Source organism: Acinetobacter sp. Marseille-Q1623 (assembly GCF_902809895.1).
GTDB classification, from domain to species: domain Bacteria; phylum Pseudomonadota; class Gammaproteobacteria; order Pseudomonadales; family Moraxellaceae; genus Acinetobacter; species Acinetobacter piscicola_A.
In genome coordinates this window covers 1,989,323-2,012,313 of sequence record NZ_CADDWG010000001.1, presented here as the reverse complement: position 1 = coordinate 2,012,313, position 22,991 = coordinate 1,989,323, and the positions used below count along the sequence as shown (strand labels likewise).

The following is a 22,991-nucleotide window of genomic DNA, read 5'->3' as shown; positions in this document are numbered from 1 at the left end:
TGCCTATAGTTATATCAACAATTTTAAATCATTTTGATTTTGTCCCCATTATAAAAAGGTGACTCTATATTGGTTATCTAAAGGGCGGAAGTCATTAGAAGTATTGCTTATGATCAATTCCTTAGAATTTCCACATCATATTTTTCGTGCATATGATATTCGTGGAAAAGTTGAATTATTAACACCTGAATTGGTTTACTGTATTGCGCAAGCTTTAGTAAAACAATATCAGCAACAACAACAAGACCAGATTGTCATTGGATATGATGCACGTTTGACGAGTCCAATTTTTGCCAAAATTATAGAAAATGTATTTTTACAACATCATTTTAAAGTGATTTCGATTGGCTGCTGTGCGTCGCCACAAATGTATTTTGCTGCAAGAAAAACACAGGGCAATGGCATTATTGTGACTGCGAGTCATAATCCTAAAACTGACAATGGGATAAAGTGGATTATCAATGCTGAGCCCCCTTGTCCTGATATGATTCAAGCAGTGGGTCAAGAAGCGAAGCACGTATTGGCACAACAAAAATCAGCAATGGTCGTGCCACAAGTCAAACATGAAATCAAAACAGAATTTTGTACAGCCTATCAAGCCGCAATTTTACGTGATATTTATTTAAAACGACCCTTGAAAGTGGTGATTGATGGTTTAAATGGTTCGGCAGGATTTTGTTCACACATTATTTTGAAAAAACTGGGCTGTGAAGTGATTGCTTTACGCTGTAATGCCGATGGTAATTTTCCTGATCATGCACCTGATCCATCTCAAGCGACACATTTGGAATTATTACGACAAAATATTTTAACTCATCAAGCTGATCTTGGGATTGCACTGGATGGCGATGGCGATCGTGTGGTGATTTTAGATGAAAATGCGCACATTATTTCTGCAGATCGTTTAATGGCTTTATTTGCACAGATTTGTCTGCGTGCCAATCCACATCGTGAAATTGTTTTTGATGTGAAATGTTCTTCTATGGTACGTGAAACTATTGAAAAAATGGGGGGTAAAGCCACCATGATTCGTACGGGCAGTAGTTTTTTACGCAAATATTTAACCCAATCTAAAGGGCAGGCTGTTTTTGGCGGCGAATATGCAGGGCATTATGTATTTAATGATGGACGTGGTCTAGGCTACGATGATGGTATCTATGCAGCGTTGCGTGTAATGGAATATTTATGTGAATCGCCCAAGGAAACGACGTTATCGCAAGTGTTGGCAGCTTATCCTGAACGTTGTTATACCGAAGATACTTATATCAGTACGCATAGTACCAATCCTAAAAAAGTGTTGAGTGAAATTGAACAATTGAGCACAGGTTATGGTGCAGAATTGATTAAAATAGATGGCATTCGACTTGATTTTGATCATGGATTTGGCATTATTCGAGCATCAAATACGGGTGAGTTTTTTACAGTACGTTTTGATGCCGACAATCCATCACGTTTAGATGAAATTCGACAAACATTTGCGTCTATGTTGCATGATCATTATCCTATGATTGCTCAAGACATTTTGAAAGCTCATTAATATCATTTCTACATGGGAGAGGCGTAATGCCACATCAACATACTGGCACTGACAAAGCGCAAATTTTGACAGAAGCGTTACCGTATATTCAACGCTTTTCAGGTAAAACGCTAGTCGTGAAATATGGTGGCAATGCGATGACTGATCCTGCTTTGGAAAGCTCATTTGCACGTGACATCGTGTTGTTAAAAACGGTAGGGATTAATCCAATCGTGGTACATGGTGGCGGTCCTCAAGTTGATTCATTTTTAAAACAACTCGGTCGTGAATCTGACCGTATCGATGGGATGCGTGTAACCGATCCTGCAACGATGGAAGTTGTAGAAATGGTCCTTGGCGGTAGTGTGAACAAATCTATCGTAAATTTGATCAATAAACATGGTGGTCGTGCTATTGGTCTCACGGGTAAAGATGGTAATTTATTACGTGCTAAAAAACTATTGATGGAAAAAATCCAAGAGGATGGTTCAGTACAACACATTGATTTAGGTTTAGTCGGTGAAGTGACTGGCGTTAAAACTGATGTTTTAGAAATGTTTACCCAAAGTGATTTTATTCCTGTCATTGCACCTTTAGGTGTCGATGAAGAGGGTAAAACCTATAACATTAATGCCGACTTGGTTGCAGGTAAAGTGGCTGAAGCTTTAGGTGCTGAAAAGCTTATTTTACTGACCAACATCACTGGTGTTTTGGATGAAAATAAAAATCTGTTAACAGGTTTGTCTACCCAAGAAGTTGATCATCTGATCGATACAGGTGTGATTTATGGTGGCATGATTCCAAAAGTTGGTTGTGCTTTAGATGCTGTGAAAGGTGGCGTGGTGAGCGCACATATTGTGGATGGACGTGTGCCACATGCAACGCTATTGGAAATTTTTACTGATCATGGGGTCGGTACTTTGATCACCAACCGAACAAAGCCAAGCGGTGCTTAATCCTTTAAAATCGTCAACTGAAGAAGCCAGTGTTTAAACTGGCTTTTTTATGATGAAAATTTAGCTTCTATTGAAGACACATGTATGTGTTTTTGAATGGTCATCAATTAGTCATTCATTTGTCATTTAGATTCTCTAGTGTGATGAAAAGCACAAGGAGTTCTAAATTATGTTTGCAAGATTAAATCAATACAGACAAAACATTAGCTTCCCATTAACTCGTCCTAAAAAAGCACAATTACACTATAAATTTGAGTGGGCAGAAGACATTAAACAACTCAAAGAAATTCAAAAGTTTCGCGCAGAACAATTTTCACAACAATTTGGTATCCAATTTGAACATGGTTTAGACCAAGATTTATATGACTTAGATTGTCATCATGCTGTTTTGCGCGATAAATGGAGCGATGAAATCGTTGCTTATACTCGTTTAAAATTGGTACAAGGTGATGATTTAGCTCATAGTTATAGTGCTCAAGAATTTGATATTTCTCAGTTTTCAAATTTAAGCAATATTGTTGAAATTGGACGCACCTGTGTACATCCGCGCTATCGTAATGGTAAGGCATTGTCGATTTTATGGTTAAATTTAGTGCCGATGGTGCTTTGGAAAATGAAAGCTAAACATTTAATGGGCTGTGTTTCGATTCGCTTAGAAGACAATAAAGCACGTGCCTATTACACCCATCAATTTATTAAAAAACTAGATCAAAGCCAAACCATTCATGTTCCTGCACGACCGAGTTATGAACCGATCCATCCTGAGTTTAGTTTTCCACAAGATGAACGTATTCCAAAATTATTTGATGTGTATTTGAAAATGAAAGCTCGTTTGTCACAACAGGCTTATCATGATGAACAATTTAATTGTTTAGATTATTTTGTCTTTTTAGATGTCAATGAAATTGCCAAGCATTTTGTGCTCAATAAAATGGTCAATCGTTCATAATATAAGAAAAGCACATTTCGTTTGTAAACATTCAGATTTGCAAGCGAAGTGTGACTCATGCACAATATTCACATAATGATCATGTTCAAATAAAAGATTATGTGCCAATTACTCGGAATGAACTGTGCAACACCAACAGATATTACATTTTCCTTTCGTGGGTTTTCTCAACGAGCAGGAATAACATCTGATCATTCAGATGGTTTTGGCATTGCCTTTTTTGAAGACAAAGCCTGTCGTTTATTTGTGGATAATCAATCTGCAGTTGAATCTCCGATTGCAGAGTTGGTTCGTAATTATCCGATCAAGTCACGTAACGTGATTGCACATATCCGTAAAGCAACACAAGGCAAAATCACTTTAGAAAACTCACATCCTTTTGTCCGTGAGTTGTGGGGTAGGCAGTGGATTTTTGCTCATAATGGTGATTTACATCATTTTAATCCAAGACTTTCGGGGCGTTTTACCCCTGTAGGCAATACGGACAGTGAATTATCCTTTTGTTATTTATTGGATAAATTGGTAGAAAAATTTGGTTATCATGAACCCTCTTTAAATGAGATTTTTGCTGCACTTCTAGAAATCTCTCCAAAAATAGCTGAACACGGTACATTTAACTTTTGTTTATCGAATGGGCAGGCTCTTTTTAGCTATGCGACTACAAAACTGCATTGGATTGTGCGTGAATATCCGTTCCAACCCGCAAGTCTGATTGATCTTGATGTTGAAGTTGATTTTAGTGAAGTCACGACACCTGAGGATCGGGTTGCAGTGATTACCACTGAACCTTTAACCAATAATGAAGTGTGGCATGCATATCAAGCGGGTGAAATGATTTTATTTCAAAATGGACAACCGATTAAACAAGCACTGACTGTCGTTGAACGTTTGCAGCGTGAAGCGAAAGATCCAAGTTTAAAACGTGTTACGAAAGCGGATCAATATTAATTACATAATACTATCATAGGGGTGTGTATTATTTTTTCTTCAATATATTCTGATATTGTTTCTGCTTAAATAAATATTATCACTGATATTTATTTAACTTTTTCTTGATTTATTAGCTTATTTTAAGAAATCATATTTTATATATAATATTAAAATCAAACTATAGATTGGTTAAAAAATACTTTATTGTTTTACTTGGCATTATATTAAATATTAATACAAAACAGTAATTTATGTTTTTTTGTATAAAAAATAGTGAATCCCGACTAATCTGATTGATTTTTATTTGTTTTTTAAAGGTTTATGATGTAGCTGAATGATTGTGAAAATATTTTAACTTGTGTGGGGCAATGCGATGAAGATGAAATGGCTTCCTGAATATAATACAGGGATAGAGGTTATCGATGATCAACATAAACGCATTTTAGATTATATTAATGATTTGCAAAATGTTGATATTGTCTCTGATCGTGCACAAGTTAAAGAAGTTTTAGATAATATTATTGATTATACGCAATCACATTTTACATTTGAAGAAAGTTTGCAAGAAGAAGCAAATTATAAATATCGTGTACCCCATAAACGCGTACATGATTTATTTATTAAGCGTATCGAGGGTTATCGCCAAGATTTTCAAGACGGTAAATCGATTGAAAATGAGTTAAGTGAAGTCTTAGCAAAATGGTTGATTAACCATATTCAACACGATGATGCAGATTATGTTGGGGCAGTAAAACATAATATGATGGGAATTATTCGTGAAAATGAAAAGAAAAAAGGCAAAAACTGGTTTCAACGCTTTTTCTCTTAACTCTATTAACTGAGATAATAAAAACTGAAATAAAATGAATAAGATTCTTATTAGCGCAGCAAACCAGAGGTTTTGGTTTGCTTTTTTTATGCCTAAACTTTGATTTTCACTGAGGACAAAGGCAAAATAGCAGCACTTTATTACGAAACACCTCATGCAGGATTATTCTATGTCACGATGGTTATCGCCGCTCATGGCATTTTGTCTTTCATTTATGATTATTGTTGGCTTAGCGCCAAGTCTCGATATTCAGTTTGATCGACAAATTGATTTTTGGTTATTGTGGTTAGCAACTATGCTGCTTTTAGCATTGCCAATCACCTATTTAGAAATTGCACTTGCAAAACGTTCAAAACAAAGTCCGCTTGCCGCTTTAGCTGCTTTGACACGTGATGCTGATGCTTCACAAAAATGGCGCATTGTGGGGTGGCTTTCTGTCGTATTTATTCCATTTCTTGCAGGCGCAATTGTATCTAATATCACTGTGAATGCTTTGCAAAGTGTACAGTTAAGTTTACAAGCCAATGTATTCTTTGTGATCTGTGCGGTGGTGGCATTTGCATTGTCATTTTTATCTCGTCAGATTTTAGTCGTGTTGACGACATTGGCTGTGATTGCTTCTTTGATTGTAGCAAATGTATTTGGTACAGCCTTACAGCCTTGGCATGTCACCGCTATTGAATTTAAGGAGTGGGGTAATGCAGCGATTTTGGCATTGGTTGCGAGTGGCTTAGGACTAGGTTTGTATTGGCAGACGAACACCTTGCATGCAAAAGAAAGTGCTGCAACGGGTGTTGTACTGCCAATTTGGTTGGCACAGTTAATTGCTGTCATTGCTTTTGGTTTCTTTGCTGTATCCGCACAAATCCCTGCATATACGGTATGTTTTGCCGCAATAGCAAGTGCAGCCTTGTTATTACAATTGGCAAAAGAGCAGTTAAGCCAACGTCAAATTGCACCTGTTTTACAGTTTGTGATTGTGTTGGTGGCATTGTTGGTATGGGCAATTCCAAATATAGCTGTGATTTTCAATCCAATCTTGATGTTATGGGGTTTAGTGATTTGTTTAATCTATGCAATTTTTGTGGGTTGGATCATGAAGATCAGTCATTTGCGTAAAGCAATGAATTTCAGCAATGAGGCATTTTATAATATTTGGCGTATCGCGGTGCGTATTGTGTCACCTTTAGCGATTGTGCTTGCAATCATTGCTTTAGTGGGACAATTGTTCTAATGACGCTGGATCGAACATCTAAAGTTTGGGTGGCATATGCTACTCAAACGCAGCAGTTTCATATCGCTGTTGCTTTTCAAGAGGGTATGACGGCTTTGGATGCAATTGTACAAAGTGGCATCCAAGCGCAGATTGAGTTACCTGAGAAATATCAGTTGGGTATTTTTGGGCTAAAGATCGCGGATGAACACCAGTTGCTCCAAGCAGGGGATCGGGTGGAAATTTATCGTGCATTGACCATCAATCCGAAAGATATTCGCCGTAATCGCGCCAAGGCAAATCCTGTTGGACGCTATTGTCGTGGCAATCGTTATCGCCAATTATTATCCAAATAGTACTTTATTTTGTTGATCGCTTAAAACTATCTACTTGATAATAAAAAACCCCTAGCTAAGGGGTTTCTTTTTATTCTAAATTGACTATAGTGGAGGCGCATTCAAAATTGCTTCTTTGGAAGCAGGCAAACCAGGTTGAGATTCTGGGATCGTCTCTAATCCTTCAATATTAGACACAATTCCTGACTCATTAAAATATATTTTTAAGTGTTGCCCATGTGCTGCTGGAATTTTTGCTTTTTTCGCGTAAGTTCCAGGGATGTAGTTGTAAATGTAGTCCCAACGTAGTGGATTTAATGGATCTGTTACAGTTGGACTGCCTAGCAAAAAGCGGACTTGTTGATAACTCATACCGACTTGAACTTTTGAGGCTTGGGCTTGGGTGAGTGGTGTTCCTTGTGGAATGTCTACCTTATAGACACCGAATACTGAACATCCACCAAGTAAAGAAGCGACGAATAACGTCAGCATGATTTTTTGCATTTTGCTACACTATCCCAAATTAATTATGATGCAATTGATCTATGGATAGATCATACTGCATCTCAAGACTGTTGCATATTCCAACTTAAAATTTGTTGAGAGACCCTTTTATATGCCTATTTCAAATCAGGATTTACGCAAAGCTGGACTTAAAGTTACCCTACCACGAATCAAGATTTTGGAATTATTAGAAAATTCAAGACAACATCACTTGAGCGCGGAAGACATTTATAAAACATTACTTGAACAAGGTGAAGATGTGGGTCTTGCGACCGTATATCGTGTGTTAACACAATTTGAGGCAGCTGGAATTATTCAGCGCCATCATTTTGAAAATAATCACTCTGTTTTTGAAATCATGCAAGAAGATCACCACGATCACCTTGTGTGCCAAAACTGTAATAAAGTAATTGAATTTACAAATGATATTATTGAACATGAGCAGCATAAAGTTGCTGAGCAATACGGTTTTAATCTTACAGGACATTCATTAAACCTCTATGGTTATTGTGATGAACAAGAATGCCAAGAGGCATTTCGTAAGAAATAAAATCACATAAATACAACAAATTAAAAAAGGGAGCTAGTGGTTTAGCTCCCTTTTTACACGCTTTTAAAAAATGATTATTGACCGTCAAAGGTTAGTTTGTTGTTGGCATTCAATAACTGTGCGCCACCTTCTTCATCAAGCTTAATCTGTAGACGTAGGTCATTTGGTGAGTCTGCATGTTTTAGCGCATCTTTATAGGTAATTTGACCTGCTTTATAAAGATCAAATAAAGCTTGGTCAAAGGTTTGCATACCCAATTCACGTGAGCGTTTCATTAAATCTTTGATTTCATGTACATCACCTTTACGGATCAAATCTGAAATCAATGGCGAGTTAATGAGAATCTCAATTGCCGCACGGCGTGAATTGCCATCTGGGGTTGGGATGAGTTGCTGCGCAATCATGGCTTTGAGGTTTAAGGACAAGTCCATAAACAATTGACTATGACGGTCTGATTCAAAGAAGTGAATAATACGATCGATGGCTTGGTTGGCGTTATTGGCATGCAGGGTTGCAAAGACCAAGTGACCTGTTTCAGCAAAGGCAATCGCATAATCCATGGTTTCACGAGAACGAATCTCACCAATCAAAATGACGTCAGGTGCTTGACGTAAAGTATTTTTCAGTGCGACTTCAAAAGAGTCTGTATCAATCCCTACTTCGCGTTGGGTGATAATACAGCCTGCATGTTCATGTACGAACTCGATTGGGTCTTCGATGGTAATAATATGACCTTTAGAGTTTTGATTTCGGTAACCGATCAATGATGCCAAAGAGGTCGATTTACCTGTACCTGTTGCTCCTACAAAAATGATAATGCCACGCTTGGTCATGGCGAGATCTTTTAAGATCGGTGGTAGCTTTAAATCTTCCATGGTTGGAATCGTGGTTTCGATTCGACGTAAAATCATCCCAGGTTGATCACGTTGCTGAAATGCACTGACACGAAAACGTGCAGTTTTATCTTTGTTGACAATGGCAAAGTTGCACTCACGCGTTTCGGCAAATTCTTTACGTTGTTTATCACTCATGATTGAGTGAATAATTTGCCCGACCAATTCTCCAGTCAATTTAGTTTTGACCACAGGAACAATTTGACCGTTAATCTTCATTGATGGTTCAACATCGGCAGTAATAAACAAGTCCGATGCCTTTTGCTCAATCATCATATTAAGCAAATCATTAAAATCCATTCTAATTCCCCAAATTTACTTTTTCTTATAAGAATGATTCTGGCTGTTTTGCCGCAGTACGTGCCACTTGTGCGCTGATCGTGCCTTTAGAGACCAATGTTTTTAAACTTTGGTCGAGTGTGGTCATACCGTAGTTGGCACCTGTTTGAATCGCAGAATACATTTGTGCGACTTTATTTTCACGGATCAAGTTACGAATCGCAGGTACACCGATCATAATTTCATGTGCAGCCACACGCCCACCGCCATTTTTCTTCAGTAGGGTTTGTGAAATCACGGCTTGTAAAGATTCAGATAACATGGCACGGACCATGTCTTTTTCTTCAGCAGGGAATACGTCAATCACACGGTCAATGGTTTTTGCCGCAGAAGTGGTATGGAGTGTACCAAAGACCAAGTGACCTGTTTCAGCAGCAGTTAAGGCTAAACGAATGGTCTCAAGGTCACGCATCTCACCGACCAAGATAATGTCAGGGTCTTCACGCAGTGCTGAGCGTAGTGCTTCATTAAAGCCGTGTGTATCACGATGGACTTCACGTTGATTGATCAAGCATTTTTTAGACTGGTGTACAAACTCGATCGGGTCTTCTACCGTTAAAATATGATCATAGCGGTTGTCATTGATATAATCGAGCATCGCAGCGAGGGTAGTTGATTTACCTGAACCCGTAGGACCTGTGACCAACACGATTCCTCTTGGATAATCACAAATGTCTTTAAAGATTTGCCCAAGACCTAAGTCTTCCATAGTCAAAACTTTAGATGGAATGGTACGAAATACCGCACCTGCACCGCGATTTTGGTTAAATGCGTTGACACGAAAACGTGCCACCCCTGGGACTTCAAAGGAAAAGTCAGTTTCGAGTTGTTCTTCATAATCACGGCGTTGTTTATCATTCATAATGTCATAAACAAGACGGTGTACATCTTTATGCTCAAATGCAGGTAAGTTAATACGGCGCACTTCACCATCGACACGAATCATGGGTGGCATACCTGCTGATAAGTGTAAATCTGATGCACCATTTTTAACTGAAAATGCTAGTAGTTCTGTAATGTCCATAATGTCCCCAAAGTAAAACCTATTTACTTAATTATTTTGTAGAATGATAAGGCTTTCGTTCAGCATAACCAACATTTGATGAACAAGAAAGCTGAAATTTTTTTAAATGAGACCACTGCCCATGAATGATTTAACACAAGCCTATAAGATTGTCCTTGAACAGATTGAACATGCTTGTCACATTGCTCAACGTGATGTGGATGAGGTGCAATTATTGGCGGTGTCGAAAACACATCCAAGTGAAATGTTAAAAACAATGTATGAGATGGGGCAACGTGCATTTGGTGAAAATTATTTACAAGAAGCGTTAGATAAAATTGAACAATTACAAGACTTAGATATTGAGTGGCATTTTATTGGTCATGTACAACGCAATAAAACCAAACATCTGGCAGAGAAATTTGCATGGGTGCATGGCGTTGACCGTTTAATGATCGCGGAACGTTTGTCGAGTCAAAGAACAGTGGCGCAAGTACCACTCAATATTTGTCTTCAAGTTAATATCGATAATCAAGACAGTAAAGATGGTTGCCAACCGAGTGAAGTTGAAGAGTTGGTACAGCACATCAGTCAACTTCCGCACTTAAAACTACGGGGCTTAATGGTGATTCCTGCACCGAATAATACACAGGCATTTGTTGATGCAAAACAATTGTTTGAGCAAGTCAAATTACAACATGCGCATCCTGAAGATTGGGACACTTTAAGTATGGGAATGTCAGGGGATATGCAAGCTGCTATTGCAGCAGGTTCAACGATGGTACGCGTGGGAACGGCTTTGTTTGGTGCACGAGATTATTCAAAACTGTGATAGAAACGTGATAAAAGTATATGAAAATACTGAACTATAGGGTTCAGTATTTTGCTGAAAATTGGACATTTCTTGCTAAATTGAGTACAAAAATATAGCGATTTAATTGTATAAATTGCTGTAAAAATATTTTAAAGATCAAGCTGCAGGGAAGAAGATGTCGAGTTATTATCAGTTATTACAACGTTCAGTCGATGAACAAGGCGTGGTCACTGCACATTACCAATCTACGCTTCATGCACAAGGTGCATGGAATGAACATGAACAGCATATGGCACCTGCGACAGGAATTATCTGTGCTGAACTAGAACAATTCTCTCCACGAGATGATGTGCGTATTGGGCGAATCAGTTTAGATATTTTTGGACTCATTGCAGGGGGTAAATTTAGCATCACCACTAAAGTCATTCGAGGTGGAAAAACCATTGAATTGGTTGAATCTGAAATGGTAGCTCAAGGCAAAGTCTGTATCGTGGCAAGAACATGGCGCATGATGACCAATAACAGCCAAGATGTTGCAGGTTTAGAAGATCAAAAAATTGGAACGCCAGACAACTTACCCATTTGGCATGACATCCGTCAGTGGCCGGGAGGCTATATCAAATCTATTGAGGCGCGTACAGAACAGCGCCGTCAAGGTGCAGGCATCGTGTGGCTAAGTAATGAATTAGATATGGTGGAAGGTCAAGAAACCACAGCATTTGTCAAATTGATGGGCATGGTTGACACCGCAAATGGGATTGTTGCACGACAAAGCCCTCCATTTACATGGGGCTTTCCAAATCTAGACTTACAAATTCATTTATATCGTTTACCCCAAGGTAAATGGTTAGGTTTAGAAACAGTGCAACAGTATGGTGAGGATGGCATTGGCTTAACCAGTTCCGTATTGCACGACATACATGGACCATTTGGACGTAGTGAGCAAATTTTGACATTACGACCATTATAAAAACGTCGTTGAAAGCTTTTTAAATCTTAGCCAGTAGGATAAAAATTATCCTACAAATGACTACAGATTACTGGTTTCACATCTGTTTATATGAAGTTAAATCATTTTTTACATAAAATAATTGAATAACAGGATGACAGATGATGAAGCCATATTATTTATTGTCTTTGCTTTGGGTTGGATTACTTGCGGCATGTACATCACAACCTGTTCAGCAGCAGCCAAACAGCCATGCAGAATACTCAGCCAAAGCCATTCAAACCGAGAGTAGCAGCAATCATATTGATGCGAGTCAACAGCTAGGCACAAAATGGGGTGATGATGTCAGTTCTTATGTGCAACACGTCAACTTAAAAAGAGGGGCGAATCAGCCCGTAGATGAAACGCAAGTTCGCTATACAGATCAACAATTTTCAGGACGTCGTATTAACAGTATTTCATTGGCATCTGGAAAAATTAGTTTTTCGATATTGGATGATCATGGAAGAACATTAGCATTATATAGAGAAGGGACACGTTATTTTTTATCAGGTCAAAATGGGCAAAGTTACCAATTGCATTATAACAATAGCAGTGCACAAACATTTGAAATTGTTGCAAGTGTAGATGGTTTAGATGTACTGGATGGTCATCAGGCATCTCGAAAAAAAAGTGGCTATGTATTAAGACCTTATAGTTCAATATCGATTGAGGGATTTAGGAAAAGTAATCGTGCTGTGGCATCATTTACTTTTAGTGCACCACAACAATCTTATGTAGCCAATAGTACCTATGGTTCAATTCAAAATACTGGGATCATTGGTACAGTGGTTTATGAATTAAAAGTACCAAAAGCTGAACGATCAGTACAAAATGATGGTTATGCACCTGCACCAAATGCATTCCCTGCGGACTAGTTTTTATAATGTTATAATGTTACATAAATACAAAAAATAAGCATTAGAGAAAATGAAATATTCAGGTTATGCTCAGCTTGATAATAATCCGAGTGCCTTAAAAATGACTATTCAATTGAAAATAATCAATTTCGAATAGATGCCCAGTCATCTTTGAAAAAAGGTCATCATGATGAAAATTATAAATTATTTTTTATGTTTACTGATGTGTGTATTTCTTGCTGCATGTGCGAAGAAAACAGAAGAAAATAGCACACAGCCCTCAACACGTAGTGAAACAACCAGTGCAGAAGCTGCTGCGACTGATGCCAATAATGATGTTGCAAGTGATGAAAAACTCGGAACCAAATGGGGCGATGAAATTGACTCCTCCGTGACCGAAGTCGATTTAAAACGTAAGTCAGATTCTCCGATTGCAGAAACCTTAGTCCGTTATGCCGATAAACAATACCAAGGCAAACCGATTCAAGGAATCTCAATTGCAGGGGGTAAAATTAGCCTGACGATTATTGATGATCGTGGGGAGAATATTCCTTTGTATCGCGTAGGTAGCAATTACTTTTTGGCAGGACGTGAAGGACAAAGCTATCAACTCCATTATGAAAATAATACCAGTAAAACATTTGAGATCGTGACGAGTGTGGATGGTGTGGATGTGATTGATGGTAGTACAGCATCACGCAGTAATTCAGGTTATGTCTTACATGCCCATGATACTTTAACCATTGAAGGCTTCCGTAAAAGTGCTGATGCAGTGGCTTCATTTACATTTGGAAAACCTGAAGAATCGTATGCAGCAAACTCGGACAATGGTTCAATTCAAAATACAGGGATCATTGGTACAGTGGTCTATGAGTTAAAAGCACCAGAGGAAGAGCAGAAACAGACCAATAAATATGCACCGCCACCGAATGCATTCCCAGCAGATCGTGATTGAAAAAGACACGAGAGTTAAGGTATTTTTTAAAAGTAGAAAATACCTTTAATAAAAACATAATGTTATGAAGAAATGACCACGTTGGTTTTGGGGTTATTTTTTAAATACGACAATTGTATTTGCGCATGGTCATGAAGATTCATTGAAAAATCTTATTGCAACACAAGCAACAACAGAAGAATTTCTTAGCAATTATGACGTGACTTTAGATGCATTAGAAAAAAATTGAAGGTTGGAATGTCAAACCTGATGAAAGTTAGGCATATATAAATCATATGATGCAAAAATGGCAACCAACAGGTTGCCATTTTTTAACTGACCACTTCAATGGTACTTGCGCCTGCACCTAAAGGCTTGACCTGAATCTGCACTGGAATCCGTTCATGCATGTCCTGTATATGTGAAATCAGCACAACTTTACGCCCCTGATTTTGCAGTTGATCGAGTGCATTCATGACCATATGTAGCGATGAGGCATCTAAAGTTCCGAAGCCTTCATCAATAAACAGCGATTCTATTTTCATTGAACCTGATGCCATATTGGCAATTGCAAGTGATAGTGCAAGCGCTGTCAAGAATGACTCACCTCCTGAAAGTGAAGCCACAGAACGCGTTTCACCATCCATGTCATGGTCAATAATGGCTAGACTTAGTGAGTTGTCCAAACGTTTTAAGGTATAACGCTGCGAGAGCATCGCCAATTGCTGGTTGGCATGTTCAAGTAAAATATCCAAATTATATTGCTGTGCATAATCACGGAATTTTTTACCTGTGGCATCGCCCATTAAGCCTGAAATTTTACCCCAACGATGTTCCTCTTGTTGTACTTCTTGGATTTGATCCGCAAATTGTTTTTGCTTCGCTACATTCTGTTGATGCAATTCGAGTTTTAGCTTGAGTTGATCTCGAACGTCCAATTGTGATTTTAAACTTTCAGCATTTTCTGCAATCAATTGCTGTAATTGAGCAAAATTAATCTCAGGTTGCATTTTTGTGTGTTCAGTCCTTTGTTCTTGCATGGTTTTAAGTGCAGAACTTGCTTCATTCAACAAGCGTTCAGCATTTTGCACTTGCTGACGGATGTGCTGTTCTTGAGCAGGGCTGATCTGTAAGAGTTCGGTCAAATCTGTCGTTTGAAAATCAGAATGATGATTCGACCAATTTTGAATCTCAATATTCACTGCATGAGCATTGTTCTGATTCTGCTGTAATTGTGCATTGAGTTGATCAAGTTGGCTTTTTTGTTGCTCAAATTGAACGCGCAACTGTTCAAAGCTTTGTTTGAGTTGTTGATACTGATTTTGTATTTGCAGGCGTTTTTGATCATGCTGAATGAGCCACTCATTCGGTTTTACATCACTTAAACCTGTCATGTGCAAAATCAGTTGTTTCGCCGTTTCTGTATTTTGCAAACCTTTGATTTTGATTTCATCCAATGCTTGTTTCGTATCCGTTACTTGCTTCGAAATATGTTCAATATTCAAAGTCAACGCATGCAATTTTTGCTTAAATTGATCAAAATCTTTCAGCAGTTTTTCAGCTTGTTCTAAATTTTTTAAGCGTTGATTGAGTTGATTAGAAATCTGTTGTGCTGTCTTCGTACTGTGTTGTTGCCATGTATGTTTTTCAGCATCGGATAATGCGCTGACAATATGCTGAACCTGATGTTGTAGTTGAGTTGCTTTATCTAATAAATTTTCAGCGTGTTGGATATTTTGATTGAGCTGTTGCTGAGTTTTAATACTTTGAATCCATTGATTCGATTGCGTTTCAATCTGCTGAATATCGGCCTGATATTGTTCAAAAAGTTGTTTGATTTGAGCCGAAATTTCAACTTGAGATTGAGTTAAATTCAATTTGATTTTAATAGCATCAACTTGTGCAAGTAGCGTATTTTGAGCAACAGCAACTTTATTAGCATTACTTTGAATAGATGAATCGAGTTGTTCTCGTTCCGTTTTAAATTTGGTGAATACTTGCTGAGAATTTTGCCAAATTTTAAATACTTCTTGTTCTTTGATAATGGCTTGCTGTTCTTGTTGCTGTTGCAGTTCGAATAAGGCTTTAGATACAGCAGCATCATCCACTTTATAAGGGTGTGAGGTACTACCACAAACTAAGCAAGGTTCACCATCTTGCAACTCAGCACGTAAATGTTCAATATTTTCAGCATGTAATAGACGTTGCTGTTGCAAAATCTCCTGTAATTTTTGACGTTCGGTTTTTGCAGCTTGAAAGTCTTGCTCAGCTTGTAATGCTTCTTTTTCAGATTGCTCAAGTTGCGTTGATGCAGTTTGCAATTGATCATTCAAGCATTGCGATTCAGTTTTTAATTCAAAAAAATGCGTTAATTTTTGCTGAATTAAATCCAGTTGATTACGTTGCTGAATTTTTTGCTCACGTTGCTGACGAGCTTGCTCAATTTGAAGTTCTAATTGCTCAATCGTTCCGTTTTGTTCAATGGTTTGCTTATGCTGAGTTTTTTGAGCAGATAATTGCTGTTCAGCTTGTGTTAAATTTCCGAACTGATTTTCAATATTTTGATATTGCTGAATAAATTGATTGAGTTGTTGTAGATGCGCATTTAACCCCTGATCTAAACTCGAAAATTTTTGTGTTTCAGCAAGGTTTTTATTCACTAAACTTTGCTGTTCAGTAATCTGCTGAATCTGTCGTTCAAGGTTTTTTTTCTGTTCAAATAAAGGTTGCTGATTACTTTCTAATTCATTCAGTTTCGTTTGAGTTTTCTTAAATTCAACTCCGATTCGATCACGCTCAGTATTACAATGACGGACTTGATTGATGGATTCAAAATGAACACTTTCAAAAATTTGTAATTCATTTAATGCGGTTTCAGCCTGAACAAACGCAGTTTTTTGTATATCAAACTGATTTTTTAACTCATTAAATAAATGCTGTTGCTTTTGAATTTTTGGTGCAAGTTGTTGTTCAGCTTTGAGTAATTGTTGCTGTTGAAATACGGTTGAGCGAATTTCAGAAAAGATTTCTAAACGATGCAGACGCTCACGTTCAGGCGCTAAATCTTGTTGCGCTTTAAGTTGAGTATCCACCCATTGTTGCTTCACCAAAATTTCACTTTCAAGTTGTTGCTTGCGTTCAAACCATTGTTGTTGGGTCGTGAGTTGCGTTTTTTCAGACTCAAATTTTTTATATTCAGCTTCAACTTGTTGATATTGATTTGATAATTCAGCCACTTCATCATCAGATAAAATTTCAATATGACCCAGTAAATTTTCAAGTTCTTTGCGTTTGACTGCAACAGCTTTGGTGCGCTCAAAAGCCAATTGACCAATTTTGCCAAAGATTGAAGAATTGGTTAAATATTCAAGTAATTCACCACGTTCATTATCACGGGCTTTTAAAAATGCGGTGACTTCTGATTGGGCTAAAAGTACGGCACGAGTGAATTGTTCAAAGCTCAATTGTGTGATTTTGAAAATACTTGCATCAACCGCTTTGGCTTTGTCTGCAACGACCACACCATCGGTTATACATTTTAGATAACGTTGTACGCTTTGCAGTTTTCCATCTGCTTTTTCACGTGAACGTTTCAGTTCCCAACGGGCAAGATAATGTTTTTGATCCTGAGCGACAAAGGTCAGTTCAGCAAAACCATGCGCCGTGCCACGTCGTAATACGGTTAGAGGAGAATTGGTTAAAAGTTCTGTGCCATCAACATCTTGCAACTTACCATCACTGTCTTTTAAACGTGGAATTTTATTAAACAGCGCAAGGCACATGGCATCTAAAATGGTCGATTTTCCTGCACCTGTTTTCCCGACGATTGCTACTAAGCCTGCGGAAGCTAAAGGTTCGGATTCAAAATCAATAAAATGCTCACCTGCAAGAGATGCCAAATTTTTTATACGAATAGATAAAATTTTCATGGCAAATCCTTAACCTTCATGCTCATTTTCAAGTGATTTTTCGGCTTCTTGTACCAAGCTTAGAAAGTCTTTTAGCACAGCATCATCAGTGGCATAACCTTGCTTTTGCCAAATTTGTTCAAAGAGTTTTTTTGGCGTTGGTGGTTCTAAACTGATATGTGATTGTTCACTATCTGATTTTTCCGAAGCCAAATATTGTCGAGAAATCCGCACCAAACGATAACGACCTTTGGGTAAAGCATCTTCAAATTGTTGTCTTAAATTCGGCTGTGGTGGTACAGCAGTATGGTACTCAATATCGACATATTCACGATAGTCAATATTGTCAATTTCACCACTTGGCAAGGCTTTGAGTTTAACAAAAACTTCGGTTAATTCCCCTTTGATTTTATGCAGTTGCACACTGCGAGGAATAAAAATCGGTTCATATTTAAAACGAGATTCATCCGTTTTTTTCGGATCAATGGTGACTTCAACGATTTGATGTTTATAGTTGATTTCACTAAATGAAAGTGGAATCGGAGAACCACTATAACGGATATGATCTTTGCCCACTTTTTGCGGTTTATGCAAATGCCCAAGCGCAACATAGTCGATCACATCATCAAACAGGGCAGTGGAAAGTGCCTCTTCATTGCCAATAATAATTGGGCGTTCTGAGTCCGACGTTTCGCCACCTTGCATGTGTGCATGTGACATCAAAATCAAGGCTTGATCAGCTGTTTTTCGTTTGATTGCTTCGGCAATAATCTGTTGATGTAAATAAGCAATTGCGTTTTGGTTGTTGGTGGTTTGCTCATTGAAACCTGTAATTTCAGCAGGACGTAAAAAGGGTAGAGCTAAGCACCAAGCAACAATTTTTTTATTTTCATCATTTTTTGTATCATAAATAGGAATAAGTAAACGGTCTAAATCAATTGAACCTTCATTATTTTTGTGGATCACACCGACAGTTTTAGCATTGTATTTTTCAAGTAAAGGTTCAACTTGTTCAATGCGATAACCCGAATCATGATTCCCTGCAATCATCAAGGTTTGCATGTGTGGGGCGAGGTCATGTGTATCGGCGAGGAATTGATAAAGTTGTTTTTGTGCAGCAGATGCGGGGTTGATGACATCGAAAATATCACCTGCAATGAGTAAAGCATGCGGTTGTTTTTCTTTGATTTGCTCAAGTAACCATGCCAAAAATTGCTCATGTTCATAGTGACGGGAATGGTTATAGAAAAATTGTCCCAAATGCCAGTCGGAAGTATGAAGAAAGCGTACAGTCATGTGAATTCAAGTGTTTGAAATGCTATATATAATTTAGCATGTTTTCTATGAGTCGAGTTTGCCAATATTTTATATGCCACAGCTTTGATCGTTTAAATTAAAGATTTAAAATTGATCCTACATTTGGATTGATTTGTACCCATCCAAAAAAAAGTTTAAGTTCTAAATGCATTTTATACTCTAATGATTACTTTTCAGTGTGATTTTCCCTCGGATATTCCAAAATGCGTGGAAAATGAAAATCAAAATTGTCCAAAGCATATTTGTATAACTGCGCAGGACGTTTGCCTGCAATTTTGGATTGATCTGTTTCTTCAACCGCACCCGCTTCAATCATACGACGTCTAAAGGATTTTTTCTCCAAACTTTGCCCTAAAATGATTTCATAAATCTGCTGTAATTCAGTCAGGGTAAAGAGTTCAGGCATTAAACTCGCAGGCAGTGCTGTATAACGAGCTTTACTGCTTAGACGCTCTACCGCCAAATCCAAAAGCTGTAAATGATCAAAGGCTAAATCCAATTTTTTAGCATCGGCAATAGAAAACCATTCACTATACTCGGTTTGCTTTTGCTCGGTCTGTTCATTGGCAACGCGTTGAAAGGCTTTAAAATCAATCAGCGCAAAATACAAAGATGTCACTGCCCACCCCCGTGGGTCACGTGTAGCATTGCCAACAGTCGCGACTTGTTCCAAATGTGGTGACTGAAGTCCTGTTTTTTCCACCAATTTACGATGAGCAGAAGCCATCAAATCGGTATCTTTCGACAAATCGACAAAACCACCCGGCAAAGCCCATTGATCTTTTTGTGGAAAGTTAGAACGCTTAATGAGTAGAACTTGAAGTTGTCCTTTATCTACAGAAAAAATTGCCATATCCACCGTGAACAAAGGTGCATCAAAGTCTTTTTTATTATAGTTGGATAAAAAATCCTGTTCAGATGTAAACATCACGGTCTGGCTCGCTTTATTTTCAACGTGGATGAGTATTCGGATTATTACAGGGTAGGGGGATATTCGCCAAGTATTTTCCAACTTGTTTGTTTGAAACCGAGTCTTTATGATGTCGATTCATAGATAAATTTAATAAGAACAGACAATGAGCACTAAAACTTTATTTATCTCAGTATTATGTTGCGTTTCGACTTTAACCTTTGCAGATAAAACCATTCAACCTGTGATCAATGGTAAAACATATCATTCATTTGATTTGAATCTAAAAACACTACCAAAGCCTCTAAAAGTGATTAAAGGTGAGCCAGATGAATGTAATGGTGGAAAATTTCCAGATGAATATGATTTTGGATCATTTACGGTCAATGGCTACAATCGAATTCAAACCGTCCACATGCTTAAAAATAATGCGGTGATTTTCTATGGTAAAAGAATAGATAGCTCGATGACCAAAGCCAATTTTCAAAAAATCTTTAAAGGCAAGATTACTTCAGATGAAGAAAATCCAAATCGTTTCAGTGCTTCATCAGAACAAGACGAATATAAATCAATTACATTTTATTTCAAAAATAATCATCTAGATCATTATAAATTATGGGTAGATGACTGCTAAGATTTAGTCAAATTATTAAGTTGCTATCCCTGAAACACGTTTCTTTTCAAGGATAGCATTTCAATACTTACAGGTTTTCAGCTAATCGAGCGCGAATCTCATCCAAACGACATTCACGCGTCAACTGACCATTTTCAAATACTGTTTTTAACTCGCCTTGTTGCTCTTGCTCAGCAGTTTGTTGATCAAATAATTCAAAACCATTTGTAGATTTTTCAATACGCAACAAACCTTTTGCAGATTTCTTCACGCCTGAGTCTGTGACCGGGTCTTTAAACAATTCACGAGCAACACCATTTACTTGCCCCCAAGTCGCTTTGACCGCAAAACCAAAAGTGTCACGGGTCATGTAATTATAAGTATAACTCCCAATCCCAAACACCACGTTATTCGATGCAAAGCCTTTGGCTTCCAATTGTTGAAGAATGTTTGAAGCACGTTCTAAAGTAATCGAATCACCATAGATTAAACCGACACGTTCATTTAAAACTTTATAGCCTTTATCTGTTGTTGTTCCTCCAAAAACATCCCATAAGCATTCCACAGCGCCTTTATACGCAGGGCTACCTACTTCGGCTTCAGGGTCACCACACAAAATTTTAACAGGGTCGCCTGAGTCAGGACGGAACACCAGTTTTGCTAAACCCATTGCATTCGGTTGGCGAGCAAGAATTTCAGCTTTTAACTCCACCGTAAACTCAGTGATCACTCGCCAAAAATCCCAAGTATCCGACACAATACTGACCACACCAGAAGGATACAGCTCAGTGATTAACCGACGAAACGTTTCAATTTCATTGTCTTCACTGCCCATACACATGACACTGTGCTCAGTTGCAGGGACAGAAACACCAATAACCCCTTCGGCATTGTAATATTCCTCAGCATAATCAATTGCAGACACCGCATCTGTGCCAATGAAACTGGTTAAGTGACCCACGCCATTTTGGGTGGCATCATAAATACCACTCATACCACGACTACTAAAATCATGTCCTTGAATTGGAACAAAATCCAAAGGTGCACCTGTTTTAATTGCATATTCAGTCAATAAACGTTTGTATTCAAAAGCAATGGTTGCAGTGGTACAGCTTTTCCATAATTCAGCACTCAGTACTGTTTCCAAATAATTCGTCAACCAAAAGAATTCAGGCAGAGTATTCATAATAGTTAATACAGGCACTTTCATATTGACACGGCTGCCTTCTTCTAAGGCTTTAATGCGAATAGGCAAATAACCTAAATCATGTAAAGCTTCAATGTGATCGACGGGAACAGCACCATCCCCCAAAGCATTGTCCATACGACGTTTATAAGCTGAAACGACTTTATTTTTATTTTGTTTAAAAAAGCCTTCATTCCAAGTATCAATCAAAAAGTGTTTAATAAAACCTTGCAAGCCAAAGAATACGATTTTGTCATCAAAATCGGGCAACATTTTTGCCAATTTAGCCGAGCGTGGTGTGAAATTGGCATAGACATATTCAGTGCCAGCAGGGTATTGGCGTCTGTGGTCTGCTTTATAAAAGTCGATTGCATTCAATGGATTTAATTTTAAGCTCATTTTTATTTTCCTAAGGTAATCATATCTTTATTTGGGTAATCGTTTAGTCATTGCTGCCAAAGTGAATCACAGTCATTTTTTCATTGGCGATTTGAGGGAAACTGTCAGAAGTAAAAATTTGATCAACTTTTCCATCAAATACAGCCAAACCTTTACTGAAAATGCCATGCGTGACATAGAGCACTACATGCTCACAATTTAACTTTTTCAATTCTTCGGCAATACCAATAAAGGTTGCACCACCATCACAGATGTCATCTGTAATGACTGCTGTTTTGCCTGATAAATCAGTCGTATGCACATGTGAGTTTTGAATTTTACCTGTGACTGGATCACGGTTTTTCTCGCAATATACAATTTCAATATTGCTTGCTCGATGAGCATTGATTACATCAGCAATGCCTTGAGTACGCTGTTTTGCACCTGCGTCAGGGCAAATCAATACTGTATCTTGAGCTGTTAAAATATCTGTTAAGGCTTGGCTTTTTAAAATAATTTCACTAGGTTGAACATTAATCACTTTATTAAATAATGTGTTTTCGCCCAATAATTTTTCAGATACCACACTATGCACATCCCAAACTTTGATGGAATGACGTTGCTTTGGAAATTGCTCAGTATTGATATTCAAAAGTTTGGTCATAATGTCGAGTGAAAATGCCTGACCTGTTGCACAAATACGATCTTGACGTGCATAGGGGAAATAAGGGATTTCCAAATTGATTGTTAAACCTTGATTCATCAATACATTTTCAATCAACAAATAATCCATCAAATCCTGACTATTCTTGATTTTGGCTTGAATATAAACCTGACCTTGACGTTGCGTGAGTTCATCTGCTTCGAACTGTACGTGACGTTCTCCGCCTGAAAATTGTCTGGTCTTCACAGCAATTATTTTGTTATTTGAATCTTTAATTTGAATAGACATCTTTACATCTCTATATAGTGTCTTATAGCCTATATAAATATAGTGTCACAAAGACTATTTATTTAGCAAGATTAATTTACAAAAGATTACAGATATTGAGTGGGGAAGTTGTGA

At 37.8% G+C, this 22,991-nt stretch carries 21 protein-coding genes; 13 read left to right on the top strand and 8 right to left on the bottom strand.

Translation table 11 applies throughout. The features are described 5' to 3' along the window. The first annotated feature begins 109 nt into the window (after positions 1-109). From HUV91_RS09560 to HUV91_RS09530, 7 genes are all read left to right on the top strand, one after another. Positions 110-1,537, top strand: coding sequence for a phosphomannomutase/phosphoglucomutase (locus HUV91_RS09560; RefSeq protein WP_174493244.1), 1,428 nt, complete (start codon positions 110-112; stop codon positions 1,535-1,537). 26 nt (positions 1,538-1,563) lie between these two features. Next, positions 1,564-2,472 carry an acetylglutamate kinase gene (gene argB, locus HUV91_RS09555; protein ID WP_130074030.1) on the top strand — a complete coding sequence of 303 codons (909 nt, stop codon included), beginning with the start codon at positions 1,564-1,566 and terminating at the stop codon, positions 2,470-2,472. Between the two features lie 169 nt (positions 2,473-2,641). After that, a complete protein-coding gene (locus HUV91_RS09550) occupies positions 2,642-3,421 on the top strand; it encodes a GNAT family N-acetyltransferase (protein WP_174493243.1) in 780 nt (259 codons plus the stop codon). Between the two features lie 99 nt (positions 3,422-3,520). Next, positions 3,521-4,369 carry a class II glutamine amidotransferase gene (locus tag HUV91_RS09545; RefSeq protein ID WP_174493242.1) on the top strand — a complete coding sequence of 283 codons (849 nt, stop codon included), beginning with the start codon at positions 3,521-3,523 and terminating at the stop codon, positions 4,367-4,369. Positions 4,370-4,724: 355 nt separating this feature from the next. Further along, positions 4,725-5,180, top strand: coding sequence for a bacteriohemerythrin (locus HUV91_RS09540; RefSeq protein WP_130074027.1), 456 nt, complete (start codon positions 4,725-4,727; stop codon positions 5,178-5,180). Positions 5,181-5,334: 154 nt separating this feature from the next. Next, positions 5,335-6,414, top strand: a complete 1,080-nt coding sequence (locus tag HUV91_RS09535) for a hypothetical protein (RefSeq protein WP_174493241.1) — start codon at positions 5,335-5,337, stop codon at positions 6,412-6,414. Further along, entirely contained in the window at positions 6,414-6,749 is a 336-nt protein-coding gene (locus tag HUV91_RS09530; RefSeq protein ID WP_174493240.1) for an RnfH family protein, read from the top strand. Before HUV91_RS09535 ends, HUV91_RS09530 begins: the two co-directional genes overlap by 1 nt. Positions 6,750-6,833: 84 nt before the next feature. Here the strand turns inward: HUV91_RS09530 and HUV91_RS09525 are convergent, their stop codons facing one another. Continuing rightward, positions 6,834-7,232 (bottom strand): outer membrane protein assembly factor BamE, encoded by a 399-nt coding sequence (locus tag HUV91_RS09525; RefSeq protein WP_130074024.1) that lies wholly within the window; start codon positions 7,230-7,232, stop codon positions 6,834-6,836. 112 nt (positions 7,233-7,344) lie between these two features. Here HUV91_RS09525 and fur point away from each other — a divergent pair, with 112 nt between their 5' ends. Next, positions 7,345-7,782 (top strand): ferric iron uptake transcriptional regulator, encoded by a 438-nt coding sequence (gene fur, locus HUV91_RS09520; RefSeq protein ID WP_130074023.1) that lies wholly within the window; start codon positions 7,345-7,347, stop codon positions 7,780-7,782. A gap of 74 nt (positions 7,783-7,856) precedes the next feature. Here fur and HUV91_RS09515 read toward each other — a convergent pair whose 3' ends face one another. Both HUV91_RS09515 and HUV91_RS09510 read right to left on the bottom strand, forming a co-directional pair. Then, entirely contained in the window at positions 7,857-8,975 is a 1,119-nt protein-coding gene (locus tag HUV91_RS09515; protein WP_130074022.1) for a PilT/PilU family type 4a pilus ATPase, read from the bottom strand. A gap of 25 nt (positions 8,976-9,000) precedes the next feature. Continuing rightward, a complete protein-coding gene (locus HUV91_RS09510; RefSeq protein WP_130074021.1) occupies positions 9,001-10,038 on the bottom strand; it encodes a type IV pilus twitching motility protein PilT in 1,038 nt (345 codons plus the stop codon). 121 nt (positions 10,039-10,159) lie between these two features. Between HUV91_RS09510 and HUV91_RS09505 the strand changes: the two genes are divergently transcribed. The 4 genes from HUV91_RS09505 (at position 10,160) to HUV91_RS09490 (ending at position 13,634) form a co-directional block, all read left to right on the top strand. Next, positions 10,160-10,849 (top strand): YggS family pyridoxal phosphate-dependent enzyme, encoded by a 690-nt coding sequence (locus HUV91_RS09505; RefSeq protein ID WP_130074020.1) that lies wholly within the window; start codon positions 10,160-10,162, stop codon positions 10,847-10,849. 157 nt (positions 10,850-11,006) lie between these two features. Continuing rightward, positions 11,007-11,801: a thioesterase family protein gene (locus tag HUV91_RS09500; RefSeq protein WP_174493239.1), complete on the top strand. Its 795-nt coding sequence runs from the start codon at positions 11,007-11,009 to the stop codon at positions 11,799-11,801. Between the two features lie 140 nt (positions 11,802-11,941). Beyond that, positions 11,942-12,697: a hypothetical protein gene (locus HUV91_RS09495; RefSeq protein ID WP_174493238.1), complete on the top strand. Its 756-nt coding sequence runs from the start codon at positions 11,942-11,944 to the stop codon at positions 12,695-12,697. A 172-nt stretch (positions 12,698-12,869) separates the two neighbouring features. Continuing rightward, a complete protein-coding gene (locus tag HUV91_RS09490) occupies positions 12,870-13,634 on the top strand; it encodes a hypothetical protein (protein WP_174493237.1) in 765 nt (254 codons plus the stop codon). Positions 13,635-13,945: 311 nt separating this feature from the next. On the opposite strand, the gene HUV91_RS09485 is transcribed toward HUV91_RS09490, so the two are convergent. The 3 genes from HUV91_RS09485 to HUV91_RS09475 form a co-directional block, all read right to left on the bottom strand. Then, a complete protein-coding gene (locus tag HUV91_RS09485) occupies positions 13,946-17,542 on the bottom strand; it encodes an AAA family ATPase (RefSeq protein WP_174493236.1) in 3,597 nt (1,198 codons plus the stop codon). A gap of 9 nt (positions 17,543-17,551) precedes the next feature. After that, positions 17,552-18,817: an exonuclease SbcCD subunit D gene (locus HUV91_RS09480; protein WP_174493235.1), complete on the bottom strand. Its 1,266-nt coding sequence runs from the start codon at positions 18,815-18,817 to the stop codon at positions 17,552-17,554. 187 nt (positions 18,818-19,004) lie between these two features. After that, on the bottom strand, positions 19,005-19,766 hold the full coding sequence (locus HUV91_RS09475) for an NUDIX hydrolase (RefSeq protein WP_416377019.1): 762 nt from the start codon (positions 19,764-19,766) through the stop codon (positions 19,005-19,007). A 148-nt stretch (positions 19,767-19,914) separates the two neighbouring features. Between HUV91_RS09475 and HUV91_RS09470 the strand changes: the two genes are divergently transcribed. After that, positions 19,915-20,382, top strand: a complete 468-nt coding sequence (locus HUV91_RS09470) for a hypothetical protein (RefSeq protein ID WP_174493233.1) — start codon at positions 19,915-19,917, stop codon at positions 20,380-20,382. Positions 20,383-20,449: 67 nt separating this feature from the next. Here HUV91_RS09470 and HUV91_RS09465 read toward each other — a convergent pair whose 3' ends face one another. Continuing rightward, entirely contained in the window at positions 20,450-21,946 is a 1,497-nt protein-coding gene (locus tag HUV91_RS09465; protein ID WP_174493232.1) for a nicotinate phosphoribosyltransferase, read from the bottom strand. Positions 21,947-21,989: 43 nt separating this feature from the next. After that, positions 21,990-22,877: a phosphoribosyltransferase family protein gene (locus HUV91_RS09460; RefSeq protein WP_174493231.1), complete on the bottom strand. Its 888-nt coding sequence runs from the start codon at positions 22,875-22,877 to the stop codon at positions 21,990-21,992. Positions 22,878-22,991 lie beyond the last annotated feature (114 nt).

Bases quoted from the DNA above. Each gene is read 5' to 3' on its own strand.
- HUV91_RS09490 (WP_174493237.1), top strand. From the start codon at position 12,870: ATGAAAATTATAAATTATTTTTTATGTTTACTGATGTGTGTATTTCTT.
- fur (WP_130074023.1), top strand. From the start codon at position 7,345: ATGCCTATTTCAAATCAGGATTTACGCAAAGCTGGACTTAAAGTTACC.
- HUV91_RS09505 (WP_130074020.1), top strand. From the start codon at position 10,160: ATGAATGATTTAACACAAGCCTATAAGATTGTCCTTGAACAGATTGAA.
- HUV91_RS09460 (WP_174493231.1), bottom strand. From the start codon at position 22,877: ATGTCTATTCAAATTAAAGATTCAAATAACAAAATAATTGCTGTGAAG.
- HUV91_RS09485 (WP_174493236.1), bottom strand. From the start codon at position 17,542: ATGAAAATTTTATCTATTCGTATAAAAAATTTGGCATCTCTTGCAGGT.
- HUV91_RS09515 (WP_130074022.1), bottom strand. From the start codon at position 8,975: ATGGATTTTAATGATTTGCTTAATATGATGATTGAGCAAAAGGCATCG.
- HUV91_RS09510 (WP_130074021.1), bottom strand. From the start codon at position 10,038: ATGGACATTACAGAACTACTAGCATTTTCAGTTAAAAATGGTGCATCA.
- HUV91_RS09560 (WP_174493244.1), top strand. From the start codon at position 110: ATGATCAATTCCTTAGAATTTCCACATCATATTTTTCGTGCATATGAT.
- HUV91_RS09475 (WP_416377019.1), bottom strand. From the start codon at position 19,766: ATGTTTACATCTGAACAGGATTTTTTATCCAACTATAATAAAAAAGAC.
- HUV91_RS09540 (WP_130074027.1), top strand. From the start codon at position 4,725: ATGAAGATGAAATGGCTTCCTGAATATAATACAGGGATAGAGGTTATC.
- HUV91_RS09550 (WP_174493243.1), top strand. From the start codon at position 2,642: ATGTTTGCAAGATTAAATCAATACAGACAAAACATTAGCTTCCCATTA.
- HUV91_RS09465 (WP_174493232.1), bottom strand. From the start codon at position 21,946: ATGAGCTTAAAATTAAATCCATTGAATGCAATCGACTTTTATAAAGCA.
- HUV91_RS09500 (WP_174493239.1), top strand. From the start codon at position 11,007: ATGTCGAGTTATTATCAGTTATTACAACGTTCAGTCGATGAACAAGGC.
- HUV91_RS09495 (WP_174493238.1), top strand. From the start codon at position 11,942: ATGATGAAGCCATATTATTTATTGTCTTTGCTTTGGGTTGGATTACTT.
- HUV91_RS09535 (WP_174493241.1), top strand. From the start codon at position 5,335: ATGCAGGATTATTCTATGTCACGATGGTTATCGCCGCTCATGGCATTT.
- HUV91_RS09525 (WP_130074024.1), bottom strand. From the start codon at position 7,232: ATGCAAAAAATCATGCTGACGTTATTCGTCGCTTCTTTACTTGGTGGA.
- HUV91_RS09470 (WP_174493233.1), top strand. From the start codon at position 19,915: ATGAGCACTAAAACTTTATTTATCTCAGTATTATGTTGCGTTTCGACT.
- HUV91_RS09480 (WP_174493235.1), bottom strand. From the start codon at position 18,817: ATGACTGTACGCTTTCTTCATACTTCCGACTGGCATTTGGGACAATTT.
- HUV91_RS09530 (WP_174493240.1), top strand. From the start codon at position 6,414: ATGACGCTGGATCGAACATCTAAAGTTTGGGTGGCATATGCTACTCAA.
- argB (WP_130074030.1), top strand. From the start codon at position 1,564: ATGCCACATCAACATACTGGCACTGACAAAGCGCAAATTTTGACAGAA.
- HUV91_RS09545 (WP_174493242.1), top strand. From the start codon at position 3,521: ATGTGCCAATTACTCGGAATGAACTGTGCAACACCAACAGATATTACA.